The organism is Flavobacterium sp. A45, from assembly GCF_002001005.1.
Classification (GTDB): Bacteria; Bacteroidota; Bacteroidia; order Flavobacteriales; family Flavobacteriaceae; genus Flavobacterium.
This window is the reverse complement of sequence record NZ_MUNX01000144.1, coordinates 49132-73106: the sequence shown is the minus strand read 5'-3', so window position 1 is coordinate 73106 and position 23975 is coordinate 49132. Positions and strand designations below refer to the sequence as shown.

The window sequence follows — 23975 nt, the reverse complement described above, 5'->3', positions numbered from 1 at the left end:
AAATTATTCATTATGTTAAAATTTACAAAATTTTGTTTTATCGATGGGCTTGCTATTGTGCTTCTATTTCCAGAGCCAAGTGTTATTTTTAAATATGATTTTATTGGAAATAGATTTTTTTTTGTTGAGTTTTTTTTGATATCCAATGTGGAAGTATAAAAAGTATTTTTAAAATCACTTAGGTTTTGGTTATTTGAGTTTTGAATGTCGCTTGATTCTGTTGATTCGTAGCCAAGATAGAATTGTTTATTGTGGTCTGTAGAGTAGCTTAGCTGAACTGCTGTTTTTGTATTTTGAAAAATACTGTCCTGTTTGAAAATGTTTATTTGAGCTTTAATTCCTATTTGACTTTTGAATAAGTATGGAAGGGTTAAGTTGGCATTGAATATTTTTTGATTATCCCCATCGTTTTTCCAATATATGGATAGCTCTTCACCGTTTCTAAGTGTGTTGACTAAAGTTAAGTCTAGATATCCGTTAAATTGTATTTTTTTATTTTCAGTATTGTTGAAACCTAAATACCCGTCAAAAATATTTGCTTTTCTTTTTTCTAAATACACAAATACTTTAGTCGTGTCTTTTGTGAATAGGATTTCTGGATATTTAATTTGATTGATGTATTCAAATTTTTCAAAATCTTCATGAAGTTGTTCAATTGTCTTTTGACTGAATATTGTGTTCTTGTATTTTTTATTGATTTGCTTTTCGGCTCCTTTTGGGAGAAGATTTTTTTTAAGTTCATTTATGTATTTTATTTCAATCGTATTTATTGTTCTTCTCTTTCCTGTGTCGATGACTAAATCAGCATAAATATTTTGTTGTTTTTTTTGAATATTTATGAGTTTTACTTTTGCGAAAGCAAAACCATTTTGCTCTAATTTTTGTGTAGTTTGTTTTAAAAATGGCTCTATTTGCGAATATGGTAATATTATCGAGTCTTGATTTGTTTCAAGTAAATCAATTGGGTGGATGTCTTTTTTTATACCTATATATATATGTATGTTTTTTATTTTGTTTCCAAGCGAGATTATAGTTGTGAAGTTACTGTCGTTTTCTCTCTTTTTTTCTAGTATTTGGTTTTCAATATAGCCTTTCTCTGAGAGTTTTTTTCTTGTAAAATTTATTTCTTCAGTTAGTTGTTTTGTGCTTTGATGTTTAGTTGTGTAGTTTGTTGAATCAATAATTGAAGTTTCTTTTTTTGTTTTTCCGATTATTTTTAATTGAAAAGTTTGACTCATTGAAGTCGTGTAACTAAATAGGAATAATAAAATTAGAAGTTTGGATTTCAATTTTGGTTTCTTTAAATAAGTTGTTGCAAATATCTGCTCTTTGTTGGAATAATCATAGTGTTGGGTTGATGAAGTTTTATTGTTTTATAAGTCATTTTGGATTCAAAAAGTGATTTAATTAAGAAATAGCTATCCTGTTAATAAACAAATATTTACTTCTTTTAAAAATTAATTGATTCTGGTTTGTAAAGTGGAAATTAATTTATACATTTGCAACCCCGTAAAAAGCGGGATTTTAATATAATAAGAAATTTTTAGTATTAATTATGCCAACAATTCAACAATTAGTAAGAACAGGAAGAACTCAGATAACTAAGAAGAGTAAATCGGTTGCTTTAGATTCTTGTCCTCAAAGAAGAGGGGTTTGTACGCGTGTTTACACTACAACACCAAAAAAACCAAACTCTGCAATGCGTAAAGTAGCGCGTGTACGTTTGACAAATGGTAATGAAGTGAATGCCTACATCCCTGGAGAAGGACACAATTTACAAGAGCACTCGATAGTATTAGTTAGGGGTGGAAGGGTAAAAGATTTGCCAGGAGTAAGATATCACATCGTTCGTGGTGCGCTTGATACGTCAGGAGTAGCAGGAAGAACGCAAAGAAGATCTAAGTACGGAGCAAAACGACCAAAAGAAGCGAAAAAGTAATTTAAAACGTTATTCCTGTAGAGGTACGATTCTTCGTGGCTGTATGGGTGTGAAATTTTATTAAAAAAAAGACATGAGAAAAAGAGCGGCAAAGAAAAGACCACTTTTACCAGATCCAAGGTTTAATGACCAATTGGTAACGCGTTTTGTGAATAACTTAATGTGGGATGGTAAGAAATCAACAGCTTTTAAAGTTTTTTATGATGCAATTGACATTATAGAGACTAAGAAGCAAAATGATGAAAAAACTTCATTAGAAATTTGGAAAGATGCTTTAACAAACGTTATGCCTCACGTAGAAGTACGTAGTCGTAGAGTTGGTGGAGCTACATTTCAAATTCCAATGCAAATCAGACCAGACAGAAAAATTTCTATGGCTATGAAATGGTTGATTCTTTATTCAAGAAGAAGAAACGAAAAATCTATGGCTCAGAGATTGGCTTCAGAATGTTTAGCTGCGGCTAAAGAAGAAGGAGCAGCTGTTAAGAAAAGAATGGACACTCACAAAATGGCAGAAGCTAACAAAGCATTCTCTCACTTTAGATTTTAATTCTTAAGAAATGGCTAGAGAACTTAAATATACAAGAAATATAGGAATTGCTGCTCACATTGATGCTGGTAAAACAACAACAACAGAGCGTATATTATTCTATACAGGAAAATCACATAAAATTGGTGAAGTACATGATGGTGCTGCAACAATGGACTGGATGGCACAAGAGCAAGAAAGAGGTATTACAATTACTTCTGCTGCTACTACTTGTGAATGGAATTTCCCAACTACTCAGGGTAAAATTTTACCTGAAACATTGCCTTATCACTTTAATATTATCGATACCCCGGGACACGTTGACTTTACAGTTGAAGTAAATCGTTCTTTGCGTGTACTTGATGGTTTGGTTTTCTTATTTAGTGCTGTTGATGGTGTTGAGCCACAATCTGAAACTAACTGGAGACTTGCAGATCAATATAGAGTTCCAAGAATTGGTTTTGTTAACAAAATGGACCGTCAAGGTTCTAACTTTTTGATGGTATGTCAGCAAGTTAGAGATATGCTAAAATCTAATGCTGTTGCAATCACTTTGCCAATTGGTGAAGAAAATGATTTCAGAGGTGTTGTGGATTTAGTAAGAAACCAAGCTATTGTTTGGGATGATGCTGGTATGGGAGCTACTTATGAAGTGGTGCCTATTCCTGAAGATATGCTTGACGAAGTAAAAGAATACAGATCGATTCTTATTGAGGCGGTTGCTGATTATGATGAGAATTTGCTTGAGAAATTCATGGAAGATGAAAGCTCTATTACAGAGGAAGAAATCAACATTGCATTAAGAGCGGCTGTAATGGATATGGCTATCATTCCTATGATTGCTGGTTCTTCTTTTAAAAACAAAGGAGTTCAATTCATGTTAGATGCAGTATGTAAATATTTGCCATCTCCAATGGATAAAGAAGGTATCGAAGGGATTCATCCTGATGATGCTGAATTATTAGAAGAAGATCAAACTAAAATCTTGCGTAAGCCAGATGTTAAAGAACCATTCGCTGCTTTAGCATTTAAAATTGCTACTGACCCATTCGTAGGTCGTTTAGCTTTCTTCCGTGCTTATTCAGGACGTTTAGATGCTGGTTCTTATGTTTTGAACACTCGTTCAGGAAATAAAGAAAGAATTTCTCGTATCTACCAAATGCACGCTAACAAGCAAAATCCAATCGAATATATTGAGGCTGGAGATATTGGAGCAGCAGTTGGATTTAAAGATATTAAAACTGGAGATACATTGTGTGATGAAAAACACCCAATTATTCTTGAGTCAATGAAATTTCCTGCACCGGTAATTGGTATTGCTATTGAGCCTAAAACTAAAGCTGACGTAGATAAAATGGGTATGGCTTTAGCTAAATTGGCTGAAGAAGATCCAACTTTTACAGTTAGAACTGATGAGGCTTCAGGACAAACTATTATCTCAGGTATGGGTGAGCTTCACTTAGATATCTTGGTTGATAGAATGAAACGTGAATTCAAAGTTGAAGTTAACCAAGGTGAGCCTCAAGTTGAGTATAAAGAAGCTTTTACTAAAAAGGCACAACATAGAGAAACGTACAAGAAACAATCTGGAGGTCGTGGTAAATTCGGTGATATCGTATTTATTCTTGAGCCAGCAGATGAAGTTGATGGTAAAACTCCAGTTGGATTGCAGTTTGTTAACTCTGTAAAAGGGGGTAACGTACCAAAAGAATATATTCCTTCTGTTGAAAAAGGTTTCCGTGAAGCTATGAAAACTGGTCCTTTAGCAGGATATCAAGTGGATAGTTTGAAGGTTACTTTATTGGATGGATCTTTCCACCCTGTGGATTCTGATGCGCTTTCTTTTGAACTTGCAGCTAGAATGGGTTATAGAGAAGTAGCTAAAGCTGCTGGAGCTGTAATTCTTGAGCCAATCATGAAAATGGAGGTTATTACACCAGAAGAAAACATGGGAGATATTGTTGGTGATATTAACCGTCGTAGAGGTCAAGTAAATGACATGGGTGATAGAAATGGTGCTAAGACTATTAAAGCAGATGTGCCATTGTCTGAAATGTTTGGATATGTAACAACTTTAAGAACTTTGTCTTCAGGTCGTGCAACATCTACAATGGAATTTTCACACTACGCTGAAACACCTTCTAATATTTCAGAAGCAGTTATCAAAAAAGCAAAAGGAAACGCATAATCTTTAAGAAAATGAGTCAAAAAATCAGAATAAAATTGAAATCTTACGATCATATGTTGGTAGATAAGTCTGCTGAGAAGATTGTAAAAACAGTAAAAACTACTGGTGCTGTTGTAACTGGGCCAATCCCATTGCCAACTCACAAAAAACTTTTTACAGTATTGCGTTCTCCACACGTAAACAAAAAAGCTAGAGAGCAATTTGAAGTAATGTCATATAAGAGATTAATTGATATTTATTCATCTTCATCTAAAACTATTGATGCTTTAATGAAACTTGAATTGCCAAGTGGAGTTGAAGTTGAAATCAAAGTTTAAGTACTTTAAGAGTAAAAAGGAACGCCGTTTTTAGGTAAAAAATATTTTTTTGGTTTGTGTGTAAATAAGTTATACATTTGCACCCACTTAAAAAATAGGATTTGCTTAAAAGCTGCGTTCTATATTTATATTTAATAATTAATAATTAATATTTATGTCTGGGTTAATTGGTAGAAAAATCGGCATGACTAGTATTTTCGACGAAAACGGGAAGAATATTCCTTGTACAGTAATCGAAGCTGGACCATGCGTTGTTACCCAAGTCAGAACCAAAGGTGTTGACGGGTATGAAGCGTTGCAACTTGGTTTCGATGACAAAAACGAGAAACATTCCACAAAAGCGGCTGTTGGTCACTTTAAGAAAGCTGGAACTGTAGCTAAGAAAAAAGTCGTTGAATTCCAAGATTTTGCAACAGAACAAAAATTAGGAGATCTTATTGATGTTTCTATTTTTGCTGAAGGAGAATTTGTAGATGTACAAGGTGTATCTAAAGGTAAAGGTTTTCAAGGGGTTGTGAAACGTCACGGTTTTGGTGGTGTTGGACAAGCAACTCACGGTCAACACAACCGTTTAAGAGCGCCAGGTTCTGTAGGAGCTTCTTCTTATCCATCTAGAGTATTCAAAGGAATGCGTATGGCTGGAAGAATGGGAGGAGATAATGTAAAAGTTCAAAACCTTAGAGTTTTAAAAGTAGTTGCTGATAAGAACCTACTTGTTGTTAAAGGGTGTATTCCTGGTTGCAAAAACTCTTATGTAATCATTCAGAAGTAATGGAAGTAAAAGTATTAGATTTCAACGGAAAAGATACTGGAAGAAAAGTTCAACTTTCTGATTCAGTTTTCGCAATCGAACCAAATAATCACGCTGTATATCTTGATGTAAAGCAATATTTGGCTAATCAAAGACAAGGTACTCACAAAGCTAAAGAAAGAGCTGAAGTTGCGGGAAGTACACGTAAGATTAAAAAACAAAAAGGTACAGGTACAGCTCGTGCGGGTAGTGCTAAAAACCCTTTGTTTAAAGGTGGAGGTACGGTTTTTGGACCTAGACCAAGAAGTTATTCGTTCAAATTGAATAAAAACTTGAAACGTCTTGCTAGAAAATCTGCATTTTCAATTAAAGCAAAAGAGTCGAATATAATCGTACTTGAAGATTTTAATTTTGAAACGCCAAACACTAAAAATTTCATTAATGTTTTGAAAGCTTTAGAGTTAGAAAACAAAAAATCACTGTTTGTGTTGGGTGATACGAATAAAAACGTATATTTGTCCTCACGAAATTTGAAAGCGTCAAATGTTGTAAGTAGTTATGAATTAAGTACTTACGATATTTTAAATGCTAATAATTTAGTGCTTTTAGAGAGTTCTTTGGAAGTAATTGAAGAAAATTTAAGTAAATAATAGGATATGAGCATCATAATTAAACCTATAGTAACGGAAAAAGTAACCAAAGAAAGTGAAGTTTTAAACCGCTTCGGATTCGTTGTTGACAGAAAAGCAAACAAAGTACAAATTAAGAAAGCTGTTGAGGCTGCTTATGGAGTAAATGTTTTGAGTGTTAATACAATGAATGTGAGACCGGATAGAACTACTAAATACACTAAAAGTGGTTTAATCAGTGGAAAGACTAACGCAATTAAAAAAGCGATTGTTCAAGTACAAGAAGGAGAAACAATTGATTTTTACAACAATATCTAAGATAAAATGTCAGTAAGAAAATTAAAACCTATTACCCCAGGTCAGCGATTTAGAGTTGTGAATGGTTATGACGCCATTACAACTGATAAGCCGGAACGCTCTTTGATAGCGCCGATAAAAAACTCTGGAGGTAGAAATAGTCAAGGAAAGATGACCATGCGTTATACGGGTGGTGGTCACAAGCAGAGATATCGTATTATTGATTTCAAACGTACTAAAGAAGCAATTCCAGCTACTGTGAAATCAATCGAATACGATCCAAATCGTACTGCGTTTATCGCGTTATTAGCTTATGCTGATGGTGAGAAAACTTATATTATTGCTCAAAACGGATTGAAAGTTGGTCAGAAAGTAGTTTCTGGTCCAGAATCTCAACCTGAAATTGGTAATACTTTACCTTTAAGCAGAATTCCTTTAGGAACTGTTATATCTTGTATCGAATTGAGACCAGGACAAGGGGCTGTAATCGCTCGTTCTGCTGGAACATTTGCTCAATTAATGGCAAGAGATGGAAAATATGCAACAATTAAAATGCCTTCAGGTGAAACAAGATTAATCTTGTTGACTTGTTCAGCTACAATTGGAGCAGTTTCTAATTCAGACCACCAATTAGTTGTATCTGGAAAAGCAGGTAGAACAAGATGGTTAGGAAGAAGACCTAGAACAAGACCTGTTGCAATGAACCCTGTCGATCACCCAATGGGTGGTGGTGAAGGACGTTCTTCTGGTGGACATCCACGTTCAAGAAATGGAATACCAGCTAAAGGTTATAGAACTCGTTCTAAGAAAAACCCGAGTAACAAGTATATCGTAGAACGTAGAAAGAAATAATAAGATATGGCACGTTCATTAAAAAAAGGACCTTTCGTTCATTATAAGTTAGACAAGAAAGTTGCAGAAAACATAGCAGGTGGAAATAAAGGAGTTGTTAAGACATGGTCTAGAGCTTCAATGATTACTCCAGACTTCGTTGGGCAAACAATCGCAGTTCATAACGGTCGTCAATTTGTACCAGTTTACGTAACAGAAAACATGGTAGGTCACAAATTAGGAGAATTTTCACCAACTAGATCTTTTAGAGGTCATGCTGGAGCAAAAAATAAAGGTAAAAAATAAGAAGCAATGGGAGTTCGTAAAAGAGAAACAGCAGATGCGAGAAAAGAGGCTAATAAGTCTATAGCTTTCGCAAAATTGAATAACTGCCCTACTTCACCTAGAAAAATGCGCTTAGTAGCGGACTTGGTAAGAGGTCAGAAGGTAGAAAGAGCACTTAACATATTAAGATTCAGTTCGAAAGAAGCTTCAAGAAAATTAGAAAAACTATTATTATCTGCAATCAATAACTGGGAGCAAAAAAATAGTGAAGGTAATCTTGAAGAAGCTGGATTATTTGTTAAAGAAATCCGTGTAGATGGTGGAATGATGTTGAAAAGACTTCGTCCAGCTCCACAAGGTAGAGCACACAGAATAAGAAAACGTTCTAATCACGTGACAATCGTGTTGGGAGCTATCAATAACACACAAAGCAATTCTTAAGCAGCATGGGACAAAAGACAAATCCAATTGGAAATAGACTTGGTATCATCAGAGGATGGGACTCAAACTGGTATGGTGGAAATGATTACGGTGATAAATTAGCCGAAGATTATAAAATCAGAAAGTATATCCATGCTCGTTTATCAAAAGCTAGTGTATCGAAAGTAATCATCGAGAGAACTTTGAAACTTGTAACCGTTACTATCACTACTGCAAGACCTGGTATTATTATTGGGAAAGGTGGACAAGAGGTAGACAAGTTGAAAGAAGAACTTAAGAAAATTACTGACAAAGAGGTTCAAATCAACATCTTTGAAATTAAAAGACCTGAACTTGACGCGTATCTAGTTGCTACAAGCATCTGTCGTCAAATCGAAAGCCGTATTTCTTACAGACGTGCAATCAAAATGGCTATTGCTGCTTCTATGCGTATGAACGCAGAAGGTATCAAAGTTTTGATTTCTGGTCGTTTGAATGGTGCAGAGATGGCTCGTTCAGAGGGTTTCAAAGAAGGTAGAATTCCTCTATCAACTTTCAGAGCTGATATTGATTATGCTTTGGCTGAAGCTCATACTACTTATGGTAGAATGGGTATCAAAGTATGGATCATGAAAGGTGAAGTTTATGGAAAGAGAGATCTTTCTCCACTTGCAGGAATGGACAAAAAACAACCTGGTGGTGGTAAAGGTGGTGATTCTCCTAGAGGAGACAGAAAGCCTTTTAATAAAGGTGGAAAACCAGACGCTCGTAAACGAAAGTAAATTTTTAAACTAAAGAAAAATGTTACAGCCTAAAAGAACAAAATACCGTAAGGTACAAAAAGGTAAAATGAAAGGAAATTCTCAAAGAGGACATGAACTTTCTAATGGAATGTTTGGTATTAAATCTGTACATGAAGATGGAATGTTCTTAACCTCTCGTCAAATCGAAGCTGCACGTATCGCTGCAACTCGTTACATGAAAAGAGAAGGACAATTATGGATTAAAATATTTCCAGACAAACCTATCACTAAGAAACCTCTTGAGGTACGTATGGGTAAAGGTAAAGGTGCCGTTGAATATTGGGCTGCCGTTGTTAAACCCGGAAGAATTATGTTTGAAGTTGGAGGAGTTCCTTTGTCAGTTGCAAAAGAGGCATTACGTCTTGCAGCACAAAAGCTTCCAGTAAAAACTAAATTCGTTATTGCTAGAGATTTCGAAGCATAATCTATATTATATTATGAAACAATCAGAAATAAAAGATCTTTCTGCAGCGGAGTTGCAAGAAAAACTTAGCCAGACTAAGAAGGCATATGCCGACCTAAAAATGGCTCACGCTATTTCTCCAATTGAGAATCCACTTCAAATTAGAAGTGTAAGAAGAACAGTTGCAAGATTAGCTACAGAACTTACTAAAAGAGAGTTACAATAATTGTATTCTGCTGAAAGATGGAAGAAAAAAGAAATTTAAGAAAAGAAAGAGTTGGGGTTGTTACTTCAAACAAAATGGATAAATCCATTGTGGTTGCTCAGGTAACTAAAGTAAAACACCCATTATACGGTAAGTTCGTGTTGAAAACAAAGAAATTTGTTGCACATGACGAAACAAACGACTGTAACATAGGAGATACTGTAAGAATTAGCGAAACGCGTCCTTTGAGTAAATCAAAATGTTGGAGATTAGTTGAAATCCTAGAAAGAGCTAAATAATTATGGTACAACAAGAATCAAGACTAAAAGTAGCAGATAACACGGGAGCAAAAGAAGTTTTAACTATCCGTGTTTTAGGAGGTACCAAAAGAAGGTATGCCTCTGTTGGAGACAAGATTGTAGTATCTATAAAAGACGCAACACCTAACGGAAACGTTAAAAAAGGTGCTGTTTCAACTGCAGTTGTTGTACGTACCAAAAAAGAAGTGAGAAGAGCTGATGGTTCTTATATCCGTTTCGATGATAATGCATGTGTTCTTTTGAATGCTGCAGGTGAAATGAGAGGAACTCGTGTTTTTGGTCCGGTAGCAAGAGAACTTCGTGAAAAACAATTCATGAAAATTGTATCATTAGCACCAGAAGTGCTTTAATTCGTTTTAAGATGATAAAGCTAAAAATAAAATCAGGAGACATAGTAAGAGTAATAGCTGGAGACCATAAAGGTGAAGAAGGTAAAGTTTTACGTGTTTACCGTGAGAAAAACAAAGCAATTGTTGAAGGTGTAAACATGGTTTCTAAACATACGAAACCTAGTGCAAAAAGCCCTCAAGGTGGTATTGTAAAGAAAGAAGCTTCTATTCAAATTTCTAATATATCTTTAATTGATCCTAAAACTAAGGAAACAACTAGAGTAGGTATTAGAGTTGAAGGAGATAAGAAAGTAAGATTTTCAAAAAAATCTAATCAAGTACTATAGTAATGGCATATATACCTAGACTAAAAGAAGAATATAAGAGTAGAGTTATCTCTGCTCTTAAAGAAGAATTCGGTTACACAAACGTAATGCAAGTTCCAAAATTGGAAAAAATCGTTTTGAGTAAAGGAGTTGGTGCAGCAGTATCTGATAAAAAATTGATCGACTATGCAGTTGATGAATTAACTAAGATAACTGGACAAAAAGCAGTATCTACTATCTCTAAGAAAGACGTTGCGTCTTTTAAATTGAGAAAAGGGATGCCTATTGGTGCAAAAGTTACTTTGCGCGGTGAAAGAATGTATGAGTTTTTAGATAGACTTATTACTTCTGCATTACCACGTGTTAGAGATTTCAGTGGTATTAAAGCAACTGGTTTTGACGGTAGAGGAAACTATAATCTTGGTGTTTTAGAGCAAATCATTTTCCCTGAAATTGATATTGACAAAGTAAATAAAATATCTGGAATGGACATTTCTTTTGTAACTACTGCAAAAACAGACAAAGAAGCAAAGTCATTGTTGGCTGAATTAGGTTTACCTTTTAAAAAGAATTAAGATATGGCTAAAGAATCAATGAAAGCCCGTGAGGTTAAGAGAGAAAAAACGGTAGCTAAGTATGCTGAGAAAAGAAAAGCTTTGTTAGAAGCTGGAGATTTCGTAGGTTTGCAGAAATTACCGAAAAATGCTTCGCCAGTTCGTTTGCACAATCGTTGCAAATTGACAGGTAGACCAAGAGGGTATATGCGTCAATTCGGTATTTCACGTGTAACATTCCGTGAGATGGCTAATAATGGACTAATACCAGGTGTTAAAAAAGCATCTTGGTAGAAAAATATTCAGACGTGAGTAATCACGTCTGTTTTTCACATTTATAAACTGGTTTCAGGTTCGATTACATTTAATCGAAAACCGTTACCGCAAATCAATACTTATGTATACAGATCCAATTGCAGATTATTTGACGAGAGTTAGAAACGCTGTGGCTGCAAACCACAAAGTTGTCGAAATTCCAGCATCTAATCTAAAAAAAGAAATAACAAAGATCTTATTTGATCAAGGTTATATCTTAAGTTACAAATTTGAAGACAACGCTGTTCAGGGGTCTATCAAAATTGCTTTAAAGTATGATAAAGATACTAAAGAGCCAGTAATCAAAGATATCCAAAGAATTAGTAAACCAGGTTTACGTAAGTACGCAGGTGCTTCTAAAATCCCAAGAATCCTTAACGGATTAGGAATTGCTATTGTTTCAACTTCAAAAGGTCTTATGACTGGGAAACAAGCCAAGCAATTAAATGTTGGTGGAGAAGTAATTTGTTACGTATACTAATTTTAAAGACTATATAAGATGTCAAGAATAGGTAAAAGCCCAGTAACAATACCAGCTGGAGTAACTGTTACAGTTGCTGATGGTATTATTACGGTAAAAGGAAAAAACGGTCAACTTACACAGGAGTTTTCGGATGTAACTGTAACAGTTGAAGGAGATCAAGTTCTAGTAGAAAGATCTTCTGATCATAAAGACCAAAGAGCAAAGCACGGTTTGTATAGATCTTTAATCAATAACATGATTATAGGTGTAACAGAAGGATTTACAAAATCTTTAGAATTGGTAGGGGTTGGTTATAGAGCTTCAAACCAAGGTCAAAAGTTAGATTTAGCGCTTGGGTTCTCTCACAATATTGTTTTAGAAGTAGCTCCAGAGGTAACTCTTGAGACTATATCTGAAAAAGGTAAAAATCCAATTGTAAAATTAACATCATTAGATAAACAACTTTTAGGTCAAATTGCGGCAAAGATTAGAGGTTTCCGTAAGCCAGAGCCATACAAAGGAAAAGGTGTTAAATTTGTAGGTGAAGTATTAAGAAGAAAAGCAGGTAAATCAGCTTAAAAAATAAGATTATGTCATTAACAAAACCTGAAAGAAGGCAACGTATTAGATTCAGAATTAGAAAAACGATTAGTGGTACTGCTACAAATCCAAGACTATCTGTTTTTAGAAGTAACAATGAAATTTACGCTCAATTAATTGATGATGTAAACGGAGTTACTTTATTAGCTGCTTCTTCAAGAGAAAAAGAAATAGGAAAAGGTACGAATATTGAAGTTGCAACTGCAGTTGGAAAACTAGTAGCGGAAAAAGCTTTAAAAGCTGGTATAGAAGTAGTAACGTTCGATAGAGGAGGTTATTTATATCACGGTCGTATTAAATCATTAGCGGAAGGCGCGAGAGCGGCTGGACTTAAATTCTAATATAGTATGTCTAATAGTAAATACAAGAATGTAGAGCTAGTAAAACCAAGTGGTCTTGAATTAAAAGACCGTTTGGTAAGTGTAAATCGTGTTACTAAAGTTACAAAAGGTGGTAGAGCTTTTGGTTTTTCTGCTATTGTAGTTGTAGGTGATGAAAATGGAGTGGTTGGTCACGGATTAGGGAAATCTAAAGACGTTTCTGAAGCAATTGCGAAAGCAGTAGAAGACGCTAAGAAAAATCTTGTAAAAATTCCTTTGAACGGGCAATCAGTTCCTCACGAACAAAAAGGTAAATTTGGTGGTGCACGTGTATTCTTAATTCCTGCATCTCATGGTACGGGAGTTATTGCTGGTGGAGCTGTTCGTTCAGTTCTTGAGTCAGTTGGGATTCATGATGTATTATCAAAGTCACAAGGATCTTCAAATCCTCACAACGTAGTGAAAGCAACTTTTGATGCTTTATTACAAATGAGAAGCGCCTATACTGTTGCAAAACAAAGAGGTGTTTCTTTAGAAAAAGTTTTTAAAGGTTAATTCAAGGAAATTATGGCTAAATTATTAGTAAAACAAGTTCGAAGCAAAATCAACTGTCCTCTTACTCAAAAAAGAGGTTTGGAAGCTTTAGGCCTACGTAAAATGGGACAAGTTGTAGAGCATGATTCAAATCCTGCTATCCTTGGGATGATAAATAAAGTTAAACACTTAGTTTCTGTTGAAGAAGCTAAATAACAAATACTGTTATGAATTTAAGTAACTTACAACCTGCTGAGGGTTCTACACACAATCAAAATAAAAGATTAGGTAGAGGTGAAGGTTCTGGTAAAGGTGGTACTTCTGCAAGAGGTCACAAAGGAGCAAAATCTCGTTCTGGTTATTCTAAAAAGATTGGTTTTGAAGGTGGACAAATGCCACTTCAAAGACGTGTGCCTAAGTTTGGTTTCACTAACATCAATCGTAAAGAATACGAAGGTGTTAATCTTGATACTCTTCAATTATTAGTTGATAATGGAGTAATTACAGATACTGTTGATATGACAGTTTATGTAGCTAATCGTCTTGCTACCAAAAATGAAATCGTAAAGATTTTAGGTAGAGGAGAATTGAAAGCAAAATTAAAAGTAACTGCTCACAAATTTACTGCTACTGCAAAAGCTGCTATCGAAGCTGCTGGTGGAGAAGCTGTAACCATGTAATATTGCAATTAAGATGAAGAAATTTATTGAATCAATAAGTAATGTTTGGAAAATAGAAGAACTAAAAAATAGAATCTTAATTACTTTAGGTCTACTTCTTGTTTATCGTTTTGGTGCTCATGTTACACTTCCTGGAATTGACGCAACTCAATTGACAGGTTTAGCTGGGCAAACTAAAGATGGATTAGGATCTATTCTAGACATGTTTACCGGAGGTGCATTTTCTAAAGCTTCAGTTTTTGCTTTGGGAATTATGCCTTATATTTCTGCATCTATTGTAGTGCAACTTATGGGAATTGCGATTCCTTATTTGCAAAAACTTCAGAGTGATGGGGAGAGTGGTAGAAAGAAAATCAATCAAATTACCCGTTGGTTAACTATTGTTATTACTTTAGTTCAAGGACCAACTTATATCTACAATCTTTACAGAACTTTGCCTAGTTCAGCTTTTATTTTAGGGTTTGACTCTTTTGAATTTCTTTTTTCTTCAGTTATTATCTTAGTTACAGGTACAATATTTGCTATGTGGTTAGGAGAAAAGATAACTGATAAAGGAATTGGAAACGGTATTTCCCTTTTGATAATGGTTGGTATTTTGGCTAGGTTGCCACAAGCTTTTATTCAAGAGTTTACAACAAGAGTAACTAATAACAATGGTGGGCCAATGTTATTGGTTGTTGAGATCATTATTTGGTTACTTGTGATAATATCTTGTGTATTATTGGTAATGGCAATTAGAAAAATTCCAGTACAGTACGCTCGTCGTACAACTTCTGGTGATTTCGAACAAGATATGATGGGTGGTAACAGACAATGGATTCCTTTAAAGCTTAATGCAGCTGGTGTAATGCCAATAATATTTGCACAAGCGATTATGTTTATTCCTGCTGCTGTTGCTGGTTTGTCAAAGTCAGATGCTTCCCAGTCTATTGTTGGTGCTTTTAGTAATATGTTCGGTTTTTGGTATAATTTTGTTTTCGCAACATTGATTGTTGTGTTCACTTTCTTCTATACTGCAATTACAGTTCCTACTAATAAGATGTCTGATGATTTAAAGAGAAGTGGTGGTTTTATTCCAGGTGTAAGACCTGGTGTTGAAACATCTGATTATCTTGATAAAGTGATGTCTTTAATAACTTTTCCAGGATCTTTATTTCTTGCTTTGATAGCTGTGTTCCCAGCCATTGTTGTAAGTCTTATGGATGTTCAACAATCTTGGGCTATGTTTTTTGGAGGGACTTCATTGATAATTATGGTTGGAGTTGCAATAGATACTATTCAACAAATTAATTCATACTTGTTGAATAAACATTATGATGGTTTGATGAAAAGTGGTAAAAATAGAAAAGCAGTAGCTTAACTTATGGCAAAACAATCAGCAATAGAACAAGACGGATCTATCATCGAAGCATTATCTAATGCGATGTTCCGTGTAGAGTTAGAAAATGGACATATTGTAATTGCTCATATTTCTGGAAAAATGCGTATGCATTACATCAAATTATTACCTGGTGATAAAGTGAAACTAGAAATGAGTCCTTATGATTTGTCAAAAGCAAGAATTACTTATAGATATTAAAGATATTCACAATGAAAGTAAGAGCATCAGTAAAAAAGAGAAGTGCCGAGTGCAAGATTGTACGAAGAAAAGGCAGATTATACGTAATCAACAAAAAGAATCCTAGATTTAAACAAAGACAAGGATAATTATGGCAAGAATAGCAGGGGTAGATATCCCAAAAAACAAGAGAGGTGTTATTGCACTTACCTACATCTTCGGATTAGGAAAAAGTAGAGCTATTGAGATTTTAGAAAAAGCTCAAGTTAGCCAAGATAAAAAAGTTCAAGATTGGAATGATGACGAAATCGGAGCAATTCGTGAAGCCGTATCAGCATTTAAAATTGAAGGTGAATTACGTTCTGAAGTTTCTTTGAACATCAAACGTTTAATGGATATTGGATGTTATAGAGGTATTCGTCACAGATCTGGTCTTCCATTAAGAGGGCAAAGAACTAAAAACAACTCTAGAACAAGAAAAGGTAAAAGAAAAACTGTTGCGAACAAGAAAAAAGCAACTAAATAATAAGTAATATGGCTAAAGCAACTGCAAAAAAACGTAAAGTTATCGTTGAATCAACGGGTGAAGCTCATATTTCTGCTACCTTCAATAACATCATCATTTCTTTGACAAACAAAAAAGGTGAAGTTATTTCTTGGTCTTCAGCTGGTAAAATGGGTTTCAGAGGTTCTAAAAAGAACACTCCATACGCAGCTCAAATGGCAGCAGAAGATTGTAGTAAAGTAGCTCTTGAGGCTGGACTTAAAAAAGTAAAAGTTTATGTTAAAGGACCAGGAAACGGACGTGAGTCTGCAATCCGTTCTTTGCATAATGGTGGAATTGAAGTTACAGAGATTATCGATGTTACTCCAATGCCTCACAATGGATGTCGTCCTCCAAAAAGACGTAGAGTTTAATACTCAAATATTAATTATAGTATAACCTAGATTGAAAATAGATTATCGAAGGATAAGACCTGAATTCATAATCTCAATCTTAAACAATTTAAAATGGCAAGATATACTGGTCCAAGTACAAGAATCGCTCGTAAATTTGGCGAGGCAATTTTCGGAGACGATAAAGCTTTCGAAAAAAGAAATTATCCACCTGGTCAACACGGGATGGCTAAAAAAAGAGGAAAAAAATCTGAATATGCTGTCCAATTGATGGAAAAGCAAAAAGCTAAATATTCTTATGGAATTTTAGAAAAACAATTCAGAAATTTATTCGAAAAAGCATCAGCTACCAAAGGTGTAACTGGTGAAGTATTGTTACAATTATGTGAAGCAAGATTAGACAATGTTGTTTTTAGAATGGGTATTGCTCCTTCTAGAAGAGGTGCACGTCAAATCGTTTCTCATCGTCACATTACTGTTAATGGCGAAGTTGTTAATATTCCTTCTTACCACTTAAAAGCTGGTGATGTAGTTGGAGTTCGTGAAAAATCTAAATCTTTAGAGGCTATCGAACGTTCTTTGTCAAATTCAAGTCATGTTTATGAGTGGATTACTTGGAATAATGAAACGAAACAAGGTACATTTGTAAGCGTTCCTGCAAGACTTCAAATTCCAGAAAACATTAAAGAACAATTAATCGTAGAGTTGTACAACAAATAATAATTGACTTAGTCGAAATTTATGGCAATATTTAATTTTCAGAAGCCCGATAAAGTTATCATGATCGATTCAACCGATTTTGAAGGTAAATTTGAATTTAGACCTTTAGAACCTGGATATGGATTGACCGTTGGTAATGCACTTAGAAGAGTTTTGCTTTCAGCATTAGAAGGTTATGCAATTACATCTGTTCGTATAGAAGGTGTAGATCATGAGTTTTCTACTATTTCAGGAGTTGTTGAAGACGTTACCGAAATTATTCTTAATCTTAAACAAGTACGTTTCAAACGTCAAATTGAAGATATAGATAATGAATCAGTTACTATTTCTGTTTCTGGTAAAGACCAATTAACAGCTGGTGATTTTCAAAAATTTATTTCAGGTTTCCAAGTTTTGAATCCAGAGCTTGTTATCTGTAATTTAGATAGCAAAATCAAACTGAATTTCGATTTAACTATTGAAAAAGGTAGAGGATATGTTCCTGCTGAAGAGAACAAAAAACAGAATGCTGCAATAGGAACTATTTTTACTGACTCAATTTTTACTCCTGTAAAAAATGTTAAGTATGCAATTGAAAACTTCCGTGTAGAGCAAAAAACAGATTATGAAAAATTAGTTTTTGAAATAAAAACTGATGGATCAATCAATCCTAAAGATGCTCTTACTGAAGCTGCAAAAGTTTTAATTCACCATTTCATGTTGTTTTCTGATGAAAGAATTACACTTGAGGCTGACGAAATTGCACAAACAGAATCTTATGATGAAGAGTCATTGCACATGAGACAATTGCTTAAAACTAAGCTTGTTGATATGGATCTTTCTGTTAGAGCATTAAATTGCTTGAAAGCGGCTGAAGTTGATACACTTGGTGATTTAGTATCGTTCAATAAAAATGACCTAATGAAATTCCGTAATTTTGGTAAAAAATCTTTAACTGAACTTGATGAGCTTGTTGCAGTTAAAAATTTGAACTTCGGTATGGATTTAGCAAAATACAAACTAGATAAAGAATAATCTAATCCCGATTCTATCGGGGTTAAATTTCATAAAGCAATGAGACACGGAAAAAAATTCAATCACTTAAGCAGACAGACTGCACATAGAAGTTCTATGTTGGCAAATATGGCTTGTTCTCTTATTGAGCACAAACGTATAAACACTACTGTTGCAAAAGCTAAAGCGCTTAAACAATTCGTTGAGCCGCTTATAACAAAATCAAAATCAGATACTACTCATAATCGTCGTATCGTTTTTGCTTACTTACGTAGTAAATATGCAGTTACTGACTTGTTCAGAGATGTTGCAGCGAAAGTAGGAGACCGTCCAGGTGGATACACTCGTATCATTAAAGTTGGAAATCGTTTAGGAGATAATGCTGATATGGCAATGATCGAACTAGTTGATTTCAATGAACTTTACAACGGAGGTAAAAAAGAAGTTAAGAAAGCTAAAAGCCGTCGTGGTGGAAAAGCTAAAAAAGCAGACGAAGCTACTGAAGCTCCAGCTGCCGAGGCTGAATCAACTGATGCAGCTGAATAATTATGAAAATAATCATTCGATAATAATCAAGGATAAACTATTTATAGTTTATCCTTTTTTTTTGATTTTTTATAATGATCAATCATTGTTGCTTCAGTTATTGATTAGAAATCGAAATGGTGTTTTTGCATGTTAGTTTTTTTGAATATAGTATCCTGTCATTTTTGAACATTTTACTGTCATTTTGTTACTCTCTATCATTGAGTTTCAAATAGTATGAATTATTCAAAAAAAACGTTGCGTCCACTGTTTTAAAAATTTAAATTTGCACAATATTAAATTACACATGAAATATACAACACGAAAAAGCGCTATTCTTTTATTAAGTGACGGAACCATATTCCACGGTAAATCAATTGGAATAAGCGGAAAAACTTTTGGGGAAGTTTGTTTTAATACAGGTATGACTGGGTATCAAGAGATTTTTACAGATCCTTCTTATTTTGGTCAGTTAATGGTTGCTACAAATGCTCATATTGGTAATTATGGGGTAAATGACAAAGAAGTCGAATCTACTAGTATAAAAATTGCTGGTTTGGTATGTAAAAATTTTAGTTTTAATTATTCTAGAGTTGATTCATCAGGGAGCTTGGAAAATTATTTTACTAAGCAGAATTTGATTTGTATCTCAGATGTGGATACTCGCGCATTGGTAAGTTATATACGCGAAAATGGTGCGATGAACGCGGTTATTTGTACCGATGATACACCTATTGAAGAACTGAAAAAGCTATTAGCAGATGTGCCTGACATGAAAGGCTTAGAACTAGCCTCTAAAGTGTCTACTCTTGAGCCTTACTTTTATGGTGATGAAAATGCCACATATAAAATTTCAGCTTTAGATTTAGGTATTAAAGAAAATATTCTACGCAACTTAGCCAAAAGAGATTGTTATATTAAGGTTTTTCCATATAATGCTACTTACGCAGAATTGGCTTCTTTTAATCCAGATGGTTTCTTTTTATCTAACGGTCCCGGAGATCCTGACCCATTGGATAGTGCTATACAAGTGGCAAAAGAAATTATTCAAAACAACAAGCCTTTATTTGGTATTTGTTTAGGTCATCAAGTTATCGCTTTGGCAAATGGTGTTTCTACATACAAAATGTTTAATGGACATAGAGGTATTAATCATCCTGTAAAAAATATAATTACTGGTAAAGGCGAGATTACTTCTCAAAATCATGGTTTTGCAGTAAATAAAGAGGAACTTGATAATCACCCTGATTTGGAGATTACACATTTACATTTGAATGATGGAACTGTTGCTGGTATGCGAATGAAAAATAAAAATTGTTTTTCTGTACAATATCATCCAGAAGCAAGTCCAGGACCGCACGATTCTTCTTATCTTTTTGATCTGTTTGTTGAAAATATGAAATCTGTATAAGACTAAAACGTTATCGTTAATAAATAAAAAGATATTAACGATTTTAGAATAAAGACTTCTGATTTTTTTTATTTAATTTTGAGGAAAATACAAATTAATAACATAAAAAATAGGAATAATGAGTATTATTATTAAAATTCACGCAAGACAAATTTTTGATTCAAGAGGTAATCCTACAGTAGAGGTTGATGTAATTACTGAGAATGGAGTATTAGGAAGAGCCGCAGTTCCATCAGGGGCTTCAACAGGAGCGCATGAAGCACATGAGTTACGTGATGGTGGAAAAGCTTTCTTGGGAAAAGGAGTTTTGAAAGCGGTTGAAAATGTAAATACAAAAATTGCTGAGGAATTAGTTGGGACTTCTGTTTTTGAACAAAATCTTATAGATCAAATGATGATTGATTTGGATGGTACTCCAACTAAATCAAACTTAGGAGCAAATGCTATTTTAGGTGTTTCTTTAGCTGTTGCTAAAGCTGCTGCAGAAGAATTAGGATTGCCATTGTATAGATATGTTGGAGGCGTTTCTGCAAATACTTTGCCTTTGCCAATGATGAATATCATCAATGGAGGATCACACTCTGATGCGCCTATTGCTTTTCAGGAATTTATGATTATGCCGGTTAAGGCGACGTCTTTTGCTCATGCTTTGCAAATGGGTACTGAGATTTTTCATAATCTTAAAAAAGTATTGCACGATAGAAATCTTTCTACAGCAGTTGGTGATGAAGGTGGTTTTGCACCAACATTGGCAGGTGGAACAGAAGATGCTTTAGATACAATCAAAAAAGCTGTTGAGGCTGCAGGTTACACTTTTGGAGATGATATAATGGTGGCTTTAGATTGTGCTGCCTCTGAATTTTACAAAGATGGTAAATATGATTATTCTAAATTTGAAGGTCCTACAGGTAAAATCAGAACATCTGCTGAACAAGTAGATTACTTAACTGAATTAGCTACAAAGTATCCAATTATATCTATTGAAGATGGAATGGATGAAAATGACTGGGATGGATGGAAATTATTGACTGAGAAAATTGGTGATAGAGTTCAATTGGTTGGAGATGATTTATTTGTAACTAATGTTGATCGTTTGTCAACTGGAATTGAGAAAGGAATTGCAAATTCTATTTTGATAAAAGTAAATCAAATTGGTACTTTGACAGAAACAATTGCAGCAGTTAATATGGCTAAAAATGCGGGTTATACTTCTGTTATGTCGCATCGTTCTGGAGAAACTGAGGATTATACTATTGCTGATTTAGCTGTTGCATTAAACTGTGGTCAAATTAAAACCGGATCCGCTTCTCGCTCTGATCGTATGGCAAAATACAATCAATTATTAAGAATTGAAGAGGAATTAGGGAATTCTGCATATTTTCCTGGGAAAAAGGCGTTCAAAATAAAGTAATTGTAATGAATTTATAGTAATTGAGCCATTCATCTATGATGAATGGCTTTTTTATTGAATTTTTAACAAATTCAATGTTCAATTAGTTTTTAATTTAATGTGGAATTCCTTAGATTTGGTAAATTATAAATTAAATTTTATTTCATAAAAAAATATGTCAAAAATAGCAATATTAGAAATTGACGGTGAAAAATTTGAACTTCCCGTAATTGTTGGGAGTGAGAATGAAGCTGCCGTAGATATAAGTAAATTACGAGATATGTCTGGCGTGATTACTCTTGATCCAGGTTATAAAAATTCTGGTTCTTGTAAAAGTGAAATTACCTTTTTGGATGGAGAACTTGGGATTTTACGTTATAGAGGGTATTCAATTGAAGAATTAGCTGAGAAATCTCATTTTTTAGAAGTTTCTTATTTAATAATTTTTGGAGAATTGCCTTCTGTTGAAAGATTAGAGCAATTTGAAAATGACATCCGAAAATTCACTTTAGTAAGTGAAGAAATGAAGATTATTTTGGATGGTTTTCCAAGAACGGCTCACCCAATGGGAGTGTTGTCTTCTTTGACAAGTGCTTTGACTGCTTTTAATCCTAAGTCGGTAGATGCGGATAATGAAAAGGAAATGTATGATGCTGTTTGTAAAACTATTGCTAAATTTTTAGTTATTGCTACTTGGACTTATAGAAAAAGTATGGGGTATCCTTTGAATTATTATGATAATACAATAGGTTATGTTGAGAACTTTATGAATTTGATGTTTAAGTTGCCTACTGGGCCTTACAGTGCAAATCCTATTGTTATTGATGCGTTGGATAAATTATTTATTCTTCATGCTGATCATGAGCAAAACTGTTCTACTTCAACAGTGAGAATGGTAGGTTCATCACATGCTGGACTTTTTGCTTCTATTTCTGCTGGAGTTTCTGCTTTATGGGGACCATTACACGGTGGTGCAAACCAGGCTGTTCTAGAAATGTTAGAAGAAATTCATGCTACAGGTGGAGATGCTGATAAGTATTTAGCGAAAGCGAAAGATAAAAATGATCCTTTCAGATTAATGGGATTTGGTCATAGAGTTTATAAAAACTTTGATCCAAGAGCAAAAATAATCAAGAAAGCAGCGGATGAAGTACTTGCAACTTTGGGAGTTAATGATCCTATTCTTGAAATTGCAAAAAAATTGGAAATGTCTGCTTTAGAAGATGAATATTTCAAATCAAGAAATCTATACCCTAATGTTGATTTTTATTCAGGAATCATTTATAGAGCTTTAGGAATTCCAACTGATATGTTTACCGTATTATTTGCAATAGGTAGATTACCAGGTTGGATTGCTCAATGGAAAGAAATGAGAGAAAATAAAGAGCCAATAGGAAGACCAAGACAGATTTATACAGGTTATCCTTTGAGAGAATATGTTAAATCATAAATCTTAAATAGTTTATTAAAGCTTCACTTTACGGTGGAGCTTTTTTTTTTATCTTTGGCAAAAGTTATAAAAATGCTGGAATTAAACATAAAAAATGAAACCTCAAAATTGAGGGTAGTGGTGTTAGGTTCTGCTGTTAATAATGGTCCGACTCCAAAAGCGGAAGAAGCTTATGATCCTAAATCCTTAGAACATATTTTAGCCAATACCTACCCAATAGAGGCTGATATGGTGATTGAAATGGAAGCCTTTAATTCGGTTTTTCAAAAATATGGAGTAACTGTTTTACGCCCGGAAATGATAGAAAATTACAATCAGATATTTGCAAGAGATATAGGTTTTGTGATTGATGATACTTTTGTTAAATCAAATATTTTGCCGGATCGTGAACGAGAATTGGACGCTATTCAATACATAATTGACCAAATTAATCCGTCAAAAGTAGTTCGCCCTCCAGAAGAAGTTCATATAGAAGGAGGAGATGTTATGCTTTGGAATGATTATATTTTTGTTGGGACTTACAAAGGGAGTGACTATGCTAGTTATATAACTGCAAGAACCAATAAGCATGGTGTGAAATTTTTAAAAGATTTATTTCCGAATAAAATTGTAAAAGATTTTGATTTGGTTAAATCAAGAATTGAAGCTCGTGATAATGCTTTGCATCTTGATTGTTGTTTTCAGCCAGTAGGAAAAGACAAAGGGATTATATACAAAAGAGGATTTAGAGAAGAAGCAGATTATATGTTTCTTGTAAATCTTTTTGGAAAAGAAAACTTGTTTCATATTACTCGGGATGAAATGTATAATATGAATTCCAATGTGTTTTCGATAGATACAAATGTTGTTGTTTCTGAAAAGAATTTCACGAGATTAAATAATTGGCTTCGGGCTAATGGATTTATAGTTGAAGAAATTCCTTATGCCGAAATTGCAAAGCAAGAAGGATTGTTACGATGTTCGACTTTGCCATTAATTAGAGATTAATAATTC

37 protein-coding genes are annotated in these 23975 nt (G+C 34.1%); 36 read left to right on the top strand and 1 reads right to left on the bottom strand.

What is annotated here, in order from left to right; genetic code table 11:
* On the bottom strand, window positions 1–1238 hold a 1238-nt coding region (locus tag B0E44_RS16550; RefSeq protein ID WP_077377782.1), incomplete at its 3' end, for a hypothetical protein.
* Window positions 1239–1555: 317 nt separating this feature from the next.
* Between B0E44_RS16550 and rpsL the strand changes: the two genes are divergently transcribed.
* The 36 genes from rpsL (at window position 1556) to B0E44_RS16370 (ending at window position 23969) form a co-directional block, all read left to right on the top strand.
* On the top strand, window positions 1556–1939 hold the full coding sequence (rpsL, locus tag B0E44_RS16545) for a 30S ribosomal protein S12 (RefSeq protein ID WP_007136570.1): 384 nt from the start codon (window positions 1556–1558) through the stop codon (window positions 1937–1939).
* A 73-nt stretch (window positions 1940–2012) separates the two neighbouring features.
* Window positions 2013–2489 carry a 30S ribosomal protein S7 gene (rpsG, locus tag B0E44_RS16540; protein ID WP_026727879.1) on the top strand — a complete coding sequence of 159 codons (477 nt, stop codon included), beginning with the start codon at window positions 2013–2015 and terminating at the stop codon, window positions 2487–2489.
* A 10-nt stretch (window positions 2490–2499) separates the two neighbouring features.
* Complete coding sequence (gene fusA, locus B0E44_RS16535) at window positions 2500–4656, top strand: elongation factor G (protein WP_077377779.1); 2157 nt, start codon at window positions 2500–2502, stop codon at window positions 4654–4656.
* Window positions 4657–4667: 11 nt separating this feature from the next.
* On the top strand, window positions 4668–4973 hold the full coding sequence (gene rpsJ, locus B0E44_RS16530) for a 30S ribosomal protein S10 (protein ID WP_007803605.1): 306 nt from the start codon (window positions 4668–4670) through the stop codon (window positions 4971–4973).
* Between the two features lie 154 nt (window positions 4974–5127).
* The gene (gene rplC, locus B0E44_RS16525; RefSeq protein WP_077377776.1) at window positions 5128–5745 is read left to right on the top strand and encodes a 50S ribosomal protein L3; all 618 of its coding nucleotides are present in this window, start codon (window positions 5128–5130) and stop codon (window positions 5743–5745) included.
* A complete protein-coding gene (rplD, locus tag B0E44_RS16520) occupies window positions 5745–6374 on the top strand; it encodes a 50S ribosomal protein L4 (protein WP_077377773.1) in 630 nt (209 codons plus the stop codon). The genes rplC and rplD overlap by 1 nt, the downstream gene beginning before the upstream one ends.
* Window positions 6375–6380: 6 nt before the next feature.
* The gene (rplW, locus tag B0E44_RS16515) at window positions 6381–6671 is read left to right on the top strand and encodes a 50S ribosomal protein L23 (protein WP_077377770.1); all 291 of its coding nucleotides are present in this window, start codon (window positions 6381–6383) and stop codon (window positions 6669–6671) included.
* Window positions 6672–6677: 6 nt separating this feature from the next.
* Entirely contained in the window at window positions 6678–7502 is an 825-nt protein-coding gene (rplB, locus tag B0E44_RS16510) for a 50S ribosomal protein L2 (protein WP_077377767.1), read from the top strand.
* 6 nt (window positions 7503–7508) lie between these two features.
* Window positions 7509–7787: a 30S ribosomal protein S19 gene (gene rpsS, locus B0E44_RS16505; protein WP_035637298.1), complete on the top strand. Its 279-nt coding sequence runs from the start codon at window positions 7509–7511 to the stop codon at window positions 7785–7787.
* A gap of 6 nt (window positions 7788–7793) precedes the next feature.
* On the top strand, window positions 7794–8207 hold the full coding sequence (gene rplV / locus B0E44_RS16500; protein WP_007803631.1) for a 50S ribosomal protein L22: 414 nt from the start codon (window positions 7794–7796) through the stop codon (window positions 8205–8207).
* Window positions 8208–8212: 5 nt separating this feature from the next.
* Window positions 8213–8968: a 30S ribosomal protein S3 gene (gene rpsC / locus B0E44_RS16495; protein ID WP_077377764.1), complete on the top strand. Its 756-nt coding sequence runs from the start codon at window positions 8213–8215 to the stop codon at window positions 8966–8968.
* A gap of 19 nt (window positions 8969–8987) precedes the next feature.
* Window positions 8988–9413 (top strand): 50S ribosomal protein L16, encoded by a 426-nt coding sequence (gene rplP / locus B0E44_RS16490; protein ID WP_077377761.1) that lies wholly within the window; start codon window positions 8988–8990, stop codon window positions 9411–9413.
* 13 nt (window positions 9414–9426) lie between these two features.
* Window positions 9427–9618: a 50S ribosomal protein L29 gene (rpmC, locus tag B0E44_RS16485; RefSeq protein WP_035668115.1), complete on the top strand. Its 192-nt coding sequence runs from the start codon at window positions 9427–9429 to the stop codon at window positions 9616–9618.
* A gap of 17 nt (window positions 9619–9635) precedes the next feature.
* On the top strand, window positions 9636–9896 hold the full coding sequence (rpsQ, locus tag B0E44_RS16480; RefSeq protein WP_026707010.1) for a 30S ribosomal protein S17: 261 nt from the start codon (window positions 9636–9638) through the stop codon (window positions 9894–9896).
* Between the two features lie 2 nt (window positions 9897–9898).
* Window positions 9899–10267, top strand: coding sequence for a 50S ribosomal protein L14 (rplN, locus tag B0E44_RS16475; protein ID WP_007803649.1), 369 nt, complete (start codon window positions 9899–9901; stop codon window positions 10265–10267).
* Window positions 10268–10278: 11 nt separating this feature from the next.
* Window positions 10279–10593, top strand: a complete 315-nt coding sequence (gene rplX / locus B0E44_RS16470; RefSeq protein ID WP_077377758.1) for a 50S ribosomal protein L24 — start codon at window positions 10279–10281, stop codon at window positions 10591–10593.
* Between the two features lie 2 nt (window positions 10594–10595).
* On the top strand, window positions 10596–11147 hold the full coding sequence (rplE, locus tag B0E44_RS16465; RefSeq protein WP_077377755.1) for a 50S ribosomal protein L5: 552 nt from the start codon (window positions 10596–10598) through the stop codon (window positions 11145–11147).
* Between the two features lie 3 nt (window positions 11148–11150).
* Complete coding sequence (rpsN, locus tag B0E44_RS16460) at window positions 11151–11420, top strand: 30S ribosomal protein S14 (RefSeq protein WP_026707007.1); 270 nt, start codon at window positions 11151–11153, stop codon at window positions 11418–11420.
* Window positions 11421–11523: 103 nt separating this feature from the next.
* Window positions 11524–11922 carry a 30S ribosomal protein S8 gene (rpsH, locus tag B0E44_RS16455; RefSeq protein WP_077377752.1) on the top strand — a complete coding sequence of 133 codons (399 nt, stop codon included), beginning with the start codon at window positions 11524–11526 and terminating at the stop codon, window positions 11920–11922.
* A gap of 18 nt (window positions 11923–11940) precedes the next feature.
* Window positions 11941–12483, top strand: a complete 543-nt coding sequence (gene rplF, locus B0E44_RS16450) for a 50S ribosomal protein L6 (RefSeq protein ID WP_077377749.1) — start codon at window positions 11941–11943, stop codon at window positions 12481–12483.
* Between the two features lie 11 nt (window positions 12484–12494).
* Entirely contained in the window at window positions 12495–12845 is a 351-nt protein-coding gene (rplR, locus tag B0E44_RS16445; RefSeq protein WP_077377746.1) for a 50S ribosomal protein L18, read from the top strand.
* 6 nt (window positions 12846–12851) lie between these two features.
* Window positions 12852–13379 (top strand): 30S ribosomal protein S5, encoded by a 528-nt coding sequence (gene rpsE, locus B0E44_RS16440; RefSeq protein ID WP_035668102.1) that lies wholly within the window; start codon window positions 12852–12854, stop codon window positions 13377–13379.
* A gap of 12 nt (window positions 13380–13391) precedes the next feature.
* Window positions 13392–13574 (top strand): 50S ribosomal protein L30, encoded by a 183-nt coding sequence (gene rpmD, locus B0E44_RS16435; RefSeq protein WP_026706255.1) that lies wholly within the window; start codon window positions 13392–13394, stop codon window positions 13572–13574.
* 11 nt (window positions 13575–13585) lie between these two features.
* On the top strand, window positions 13586–14038 hold the full coding sequence (gene rplO / locus B0E44_RS16430; RefSeq protein WP_077377743.1) for a 50S ribosomal protein L15: 453 nt from the start codon (window positions 13586–13588) through the stop codon (window positions 14036–14038).
* Between the two features lie 13 nt (window positions 14039–14051).
* The gene (secY, locus tag B0E44_RS16425; protein ID WP_077377740.1) at window positions 14052–15398 is read left to right on the top strand and encodes a preprotein translocase subunit SecY; all 1347 of its coding nucleotides are present in this window, start codon (window positions 14052–14054) and stop codon (window positions 15396–15398) included.
* Window positions 15399–15401: 3 nt separating this feature from the next.
* A complete protein-coding gene (gene infA, locus B0E44_RS16420) occupies window positions 15402–15617 on the top strand; it encodes a translation initiation factor IF-1 (protein WP_007136545.1) in 216 nt (71 codons plus the stop codon).
* Window positions 15618–15628: 11 nt separating this feature from the next.
* Window positions 15629–15745 (top strand): type B 50S ribosomal protein L36, encoded by a 117-nt coding sequence (ykgO, locus tag B0E44_RS16415; protein ID WP_073370549.1) that lies wholly within the window; start codon window positions 15629–15631, stop codon window positions 15743–15745.
* Between the two features lie 2 nt (window positions 15746–15747).
* Window positions 15748–16122 (top strand): 30S ribosomal protein S13, encoded by a 375-nt coding sequence (gene rpsM / locus B0E44_RS16410; protein WP_064716171.1) that lies wholly within the window; start codon window positions 15748–15750, stop codon window positions 16120–16122.
* An 8-nt stretch (window positions 16123–16130) separates the two neighbouring features.
* Window positions 16131–16514, top strand: a complete 384-nt coding sequence (rpsK, locus tag B0E44_RS16405) for a 30S ribosomal protein S11 (protein WP_024981527.1) — start codon at window positions 16131–16133, stop codon at window positions 16512–16514.
* Window positions 16515–16607: 93 nt separating this feature from the next.
* Window positions 16608–17213, top strand: coding sequence for a 30S ribosomal protein S4 (gene rpsD / locus B0E44_RS16400; protein WP_077377737.1), 606 nt, complete (start codon window positions 16608–16610; stop codon window positions 17211–17213).
* Window positions 17214–17234: 21 nt separating this feature from the next.
* Window positions 17235–18227 (top strand): DNA-directed RNA polymerase subunit alpha, encoded by a 993-nt coding sequence (locus B0E44_RS16395; RefSeq protein WP_039110214.1) that lies wholly within the window; start codon window positions 17235–17237, stop codon window positions 18225–18227.
* A gap of 39 nt (window positions 18228–18266) precedes the next feature.
* Complete coding sequence (gene rplQ, locus B0E44_RS16390; RefSeq protein WP_077377735.1) at window positions 18267–18752, top strand: 50S ribosomal protein L17; 486 nt, start codon at window positions 18267–18269, stop codon at window positions 18750–18752.
* A gap of 286 nt (window positions 18753–19038) precedes the next feature.
* Window positions 19039–20142, top strand: a complete 1104-nt coding sequence (gene carA, locus B0E44_RS16385) for a glutamine-hydrolyzing carbamoyl-phosphate synthase small subunit (protein ID WP_077377732.1) — start codon at window positions 19039–19041, stop codon at window positions 20140–20142.
* Window positions 20143–20260: 118 nt separating this feature from the next.
* Window positions 20261–21553: a phosphopyruvate hydratase gene (gene eno, locus B0E44_RS16380; protein WP_077377729.1), complete on the top strand. Its 1293-nt coding sequence runs from the start codon at window positions 20261–20263 to the stop codon at window positions 21551–21553.
* Between the two features lie 154 nt (window positions 21554–21707).
* On the top strand, window positions 21708–22982 hold the full coding sequence (locus tag B0E44_RS16375) for a citrate synthase (protein ID WP_077377726.1): 1275 nt from the start codon (window positions 21708–21710) through the stop codon (window positions 22980–22982).
* Between the two features lie 72 nt (window positions 22983–23054).
* The gene (locus B0E44_RS16370; RefSeq protein WP_077377723.1) at window positions 23055–23969 is read left to right on the top strand and encodes a dimethylarginine dimethylaminohydrolase family protein; all 915 of its coding nucleotides are present in this window, start codon (window positions 23055–23057) and stop codon (window positions 23967–23969) included.
* The last annotated feature ends 6 nt before the right edge of the window (window positions 23970–23975 follow it).

What these genes read in the sequence shown, in the direction of transcription:
- rpsK (WP_024981527.1), top strand. Translation starts at nt 16,131, where the DNA reads ATGGCTAAAGCAACTGCAAAAAAACGTAAAGTTATCGTTGAATCAACG.
- rpsJ (WP_007803605.1), top strand. Translation starts at nt 4,668, where the DNA reads ATGAGTCAAAAAATCAGAATAAAATTGAAATCTTACGATCATATGTTG.
- rpsM (WP_064716171.1), top strand. Translation starts at nt 15,748, where the DNA reads ATGGCAAGAATAGCAGGGGTAGATATCCCAAAAAACAAGAGAGGTGTT.
- rplD (WP_077377773.1), top strand. Translation starts at nt 5,745, where the DNA reads ATGGAAGTAAAAGTATTAGATTTCAACGGAAAAGATACTGGAAGAAAA.
- rplC (WP_077377776.1), top strand. Translation starts at nt 5,128, where the DNA reads ATGTCTGGGTTAATTGGTAGAAAAATCGGCATGACTAGTATTTTCGAC.
- rpsG (WP_026727879.1), top strand. Translation starts at nt 2,013, where the DNA reads ATGAGAAAAAGAGCGGCAAAGAAAAGACCACTTTTACCAGATCCAAGG.
- rpsQ (WP_026707010.1), top strand. Translation starts at nt 9,636, where the DNA reads ATGGAAGAAAAAAGAAATTTAAGAAAAGAAAGAGTTGGGGTTGTTACT.
- fusA (WP_077377779.1), top strand. Translation starts at nt 2,500, where the DNA reads ATGGCTAGAGAACTTAAATATACAAGAAATATAGGAATTGCTGCTCAC.
- eno (WP_077377729.1), top strand. Translation starts at nt 20,261, where the DNA reads ATGAGTATTATTATTAAAATTCACGCAAGACAAATTTTTGATTCAAGA.
- rpmC (WP_035668115.1), top strand. Translation starts at nt 9,427, where the DNA reads ATGAAACAATCAGAAATAAAAGATCTTTCTGCAGCGGAGTTGCAAGAA.
- ykgO (WP_073370549.1), top strand. Translation starts at nt 15,629, where the DNA reads ATGAAAGTAAGAGCATCAGTAAAAAAGAGAAGTGCCGAGTGCAAGATT.
- rpsC (WP_077377764.1), top strand. Translation starts at nt 8,213, where the DNA reads ATGGGACAAAAGACAAATCCAATTGGAAATAGACTTGGTATCATCAGA.
- rpsS (WP_035637298.1), top strand. Translation starts at nt 7,509, where the DNA reads ATGGCACGTTCATTAAAAAAAGGACCTTTCGTTCATTATAAGTTAGAC.
- rplB (WP_077377767.1), top strand. Translation starts at nt 6,678, where the DNA reads ATGTCAGTAAGAAAATTAAAACCTATTACCCCAGGTCAGCGATTTAGA.
- rpsL (WP_007136570.1), top strand. Translation starts at nt 1,556, where the DNA reads ATGCCAACAATTCAACAATTAGTAAGAACAGGAAGAACTCAGATAACT.
- rplO (WP_077377743.1), top strand. Translation starts at nt 13,586, where the DNA reads ATGAATTTAAGTAACTTACAACCTGCTGAGGGTTCTACACACAATCAA.
- B0E44_RS16370 (WP_077377723.1), top strand. Translation starts at nt 23,055, where the DNA reads ATGCTGGAATTAAACATAAAAAATGAAACCTCAAAATTGAGGGTAGTG.
- rpsH (WP_077377752.1), top strand. Translation starts at nt 11,524, where the DNA reads ATGTATACAGATCCAATTGCAGATTATTTGACGAGAGTTAGAAACGCT.
- rplW (WP_077377770.1), top strand. Translation starts at nt 6,381, where the DNA reads ATGAGCATCATAATTAAACCTATAGTAACGGAAAAAGTAACCAAAGAA.
- rplF (WP_077377749.1), top strand. Translation starts at nt 11,941, where the DNA reads ATGTCAAGAATAGGTAAAAGCCCAGTAACAATACCAGCTGGAGTAACT.
- rplN (WP_007803649.1), top strand. Translation starts at nt 9,899, where the DNA reads ATGGTACAACAAGAATCAAGACTAAAAGTAGCAGATAACACGGGAGCA.
- rplE (WP_077377755.1), top strand. Translation starts at nt 10,596, where the DNA reads ATGGCATATATACCTAGACTAAAAGAAGAATATAAGAGTAGAGTTATC.
- rpmD (WP_026706255.1), top strand. Translation starts at nt 13,392, where the DNA reads ATGGCTAAATTATTAGTAAAACAAGTTCGAAGCAAAATCAACTGTCCT.
- rplQ (WP_077377735.1), top strand. Translation starts at nt 18,267, where the DNA reads ATGAGACACGGAAAAAAATTCAATCACTTAAGCAGACAGACTGCACAT.
- rplX (WP_077377758.1), top strand. Translation starts at nt 10,279, where the DNA reads ATGATAAAGCTAAAAATAAAATCAGGAGACATAGTAAGAGTAATAGCT.
- rpsD (WP_077377737.1), top strand. Translation starts at nt 16,608, where the DNA reads ATGGCAAGATATACTGGTCCAAGTACAAGAATCGCTCGTAAATTTGGC.
- rpsE (WP_035668102.1), top strand. Translation starts at nt 12,852, where the DNA reads ATGTCTAATAGTAAATACAAGAATGTAGAGCTAGTAAAACCAAGTGGT.
- carA (WP_077377732.1), top strand. Translation starts at nt 19,039, where the DNA reads ATGAAATATACAACACGAAAAAGCGCTATTCTTTTATTAAGTGACGGA.
- rpsN (WP_026707007.1), top strand. Translation starts at nt 11,151, where the DNA reads ATGGCTAAAGAATCAATGAAAGCCCGTGAGGTTAAGAGAGAAAAAACG.
- rplR (WP_077377746.1), top strand. Translation starts at nt 12,495, where the DNA reads ATGTCATTAACAAAACCTGAAAGAAGGCAACGTATTAGATTCAGAATT.
- B0E44_RS16375 (WP_077377726.1), top strand. Translation starts at nt 21,708, where the DNA reads ATGTCAAAAATAGCAATATTAGAAATTGACGGTGAAAAATTTGAACTT.
- rplP (WP_077377761.1), top strand. Translation starts at nt 8,988, where the DNA reads ATGTTACAGCCTAAAAGAACAAAATACCGTAAGGTACAAAAAGGTAAA.
- secY (WP_077377740.1), top strand. Translation starts at nt 14,052, where the DNA reads ATGAAGAAATTTATTGAATCAATAAGTAATGTTTGGAAAATAGAAGAA.
- infA (WP_007136545.1), top strand. Translation starts at nt 15,402, where the DNA reads ATGGCAAAACAATCAGCAATAGAACAAGACGGATCTATCATCGAAGCA.
- rplV (WP_007803631.1), top strand. Translation starts at nt 7,794, where the DNA reads ATGGGAGTTCGTAAAAGAGAAACAGCAGATGCGAGAAAAGAGGCTAAT.
- B0E44_RS16395 (WP_039110214.1), top strand. Translation starts at nt 17,235, where the DNA reads ATGGCAATATTTAATTTTCAGAAGCCCGATAAAGTTATCATGATCGAT.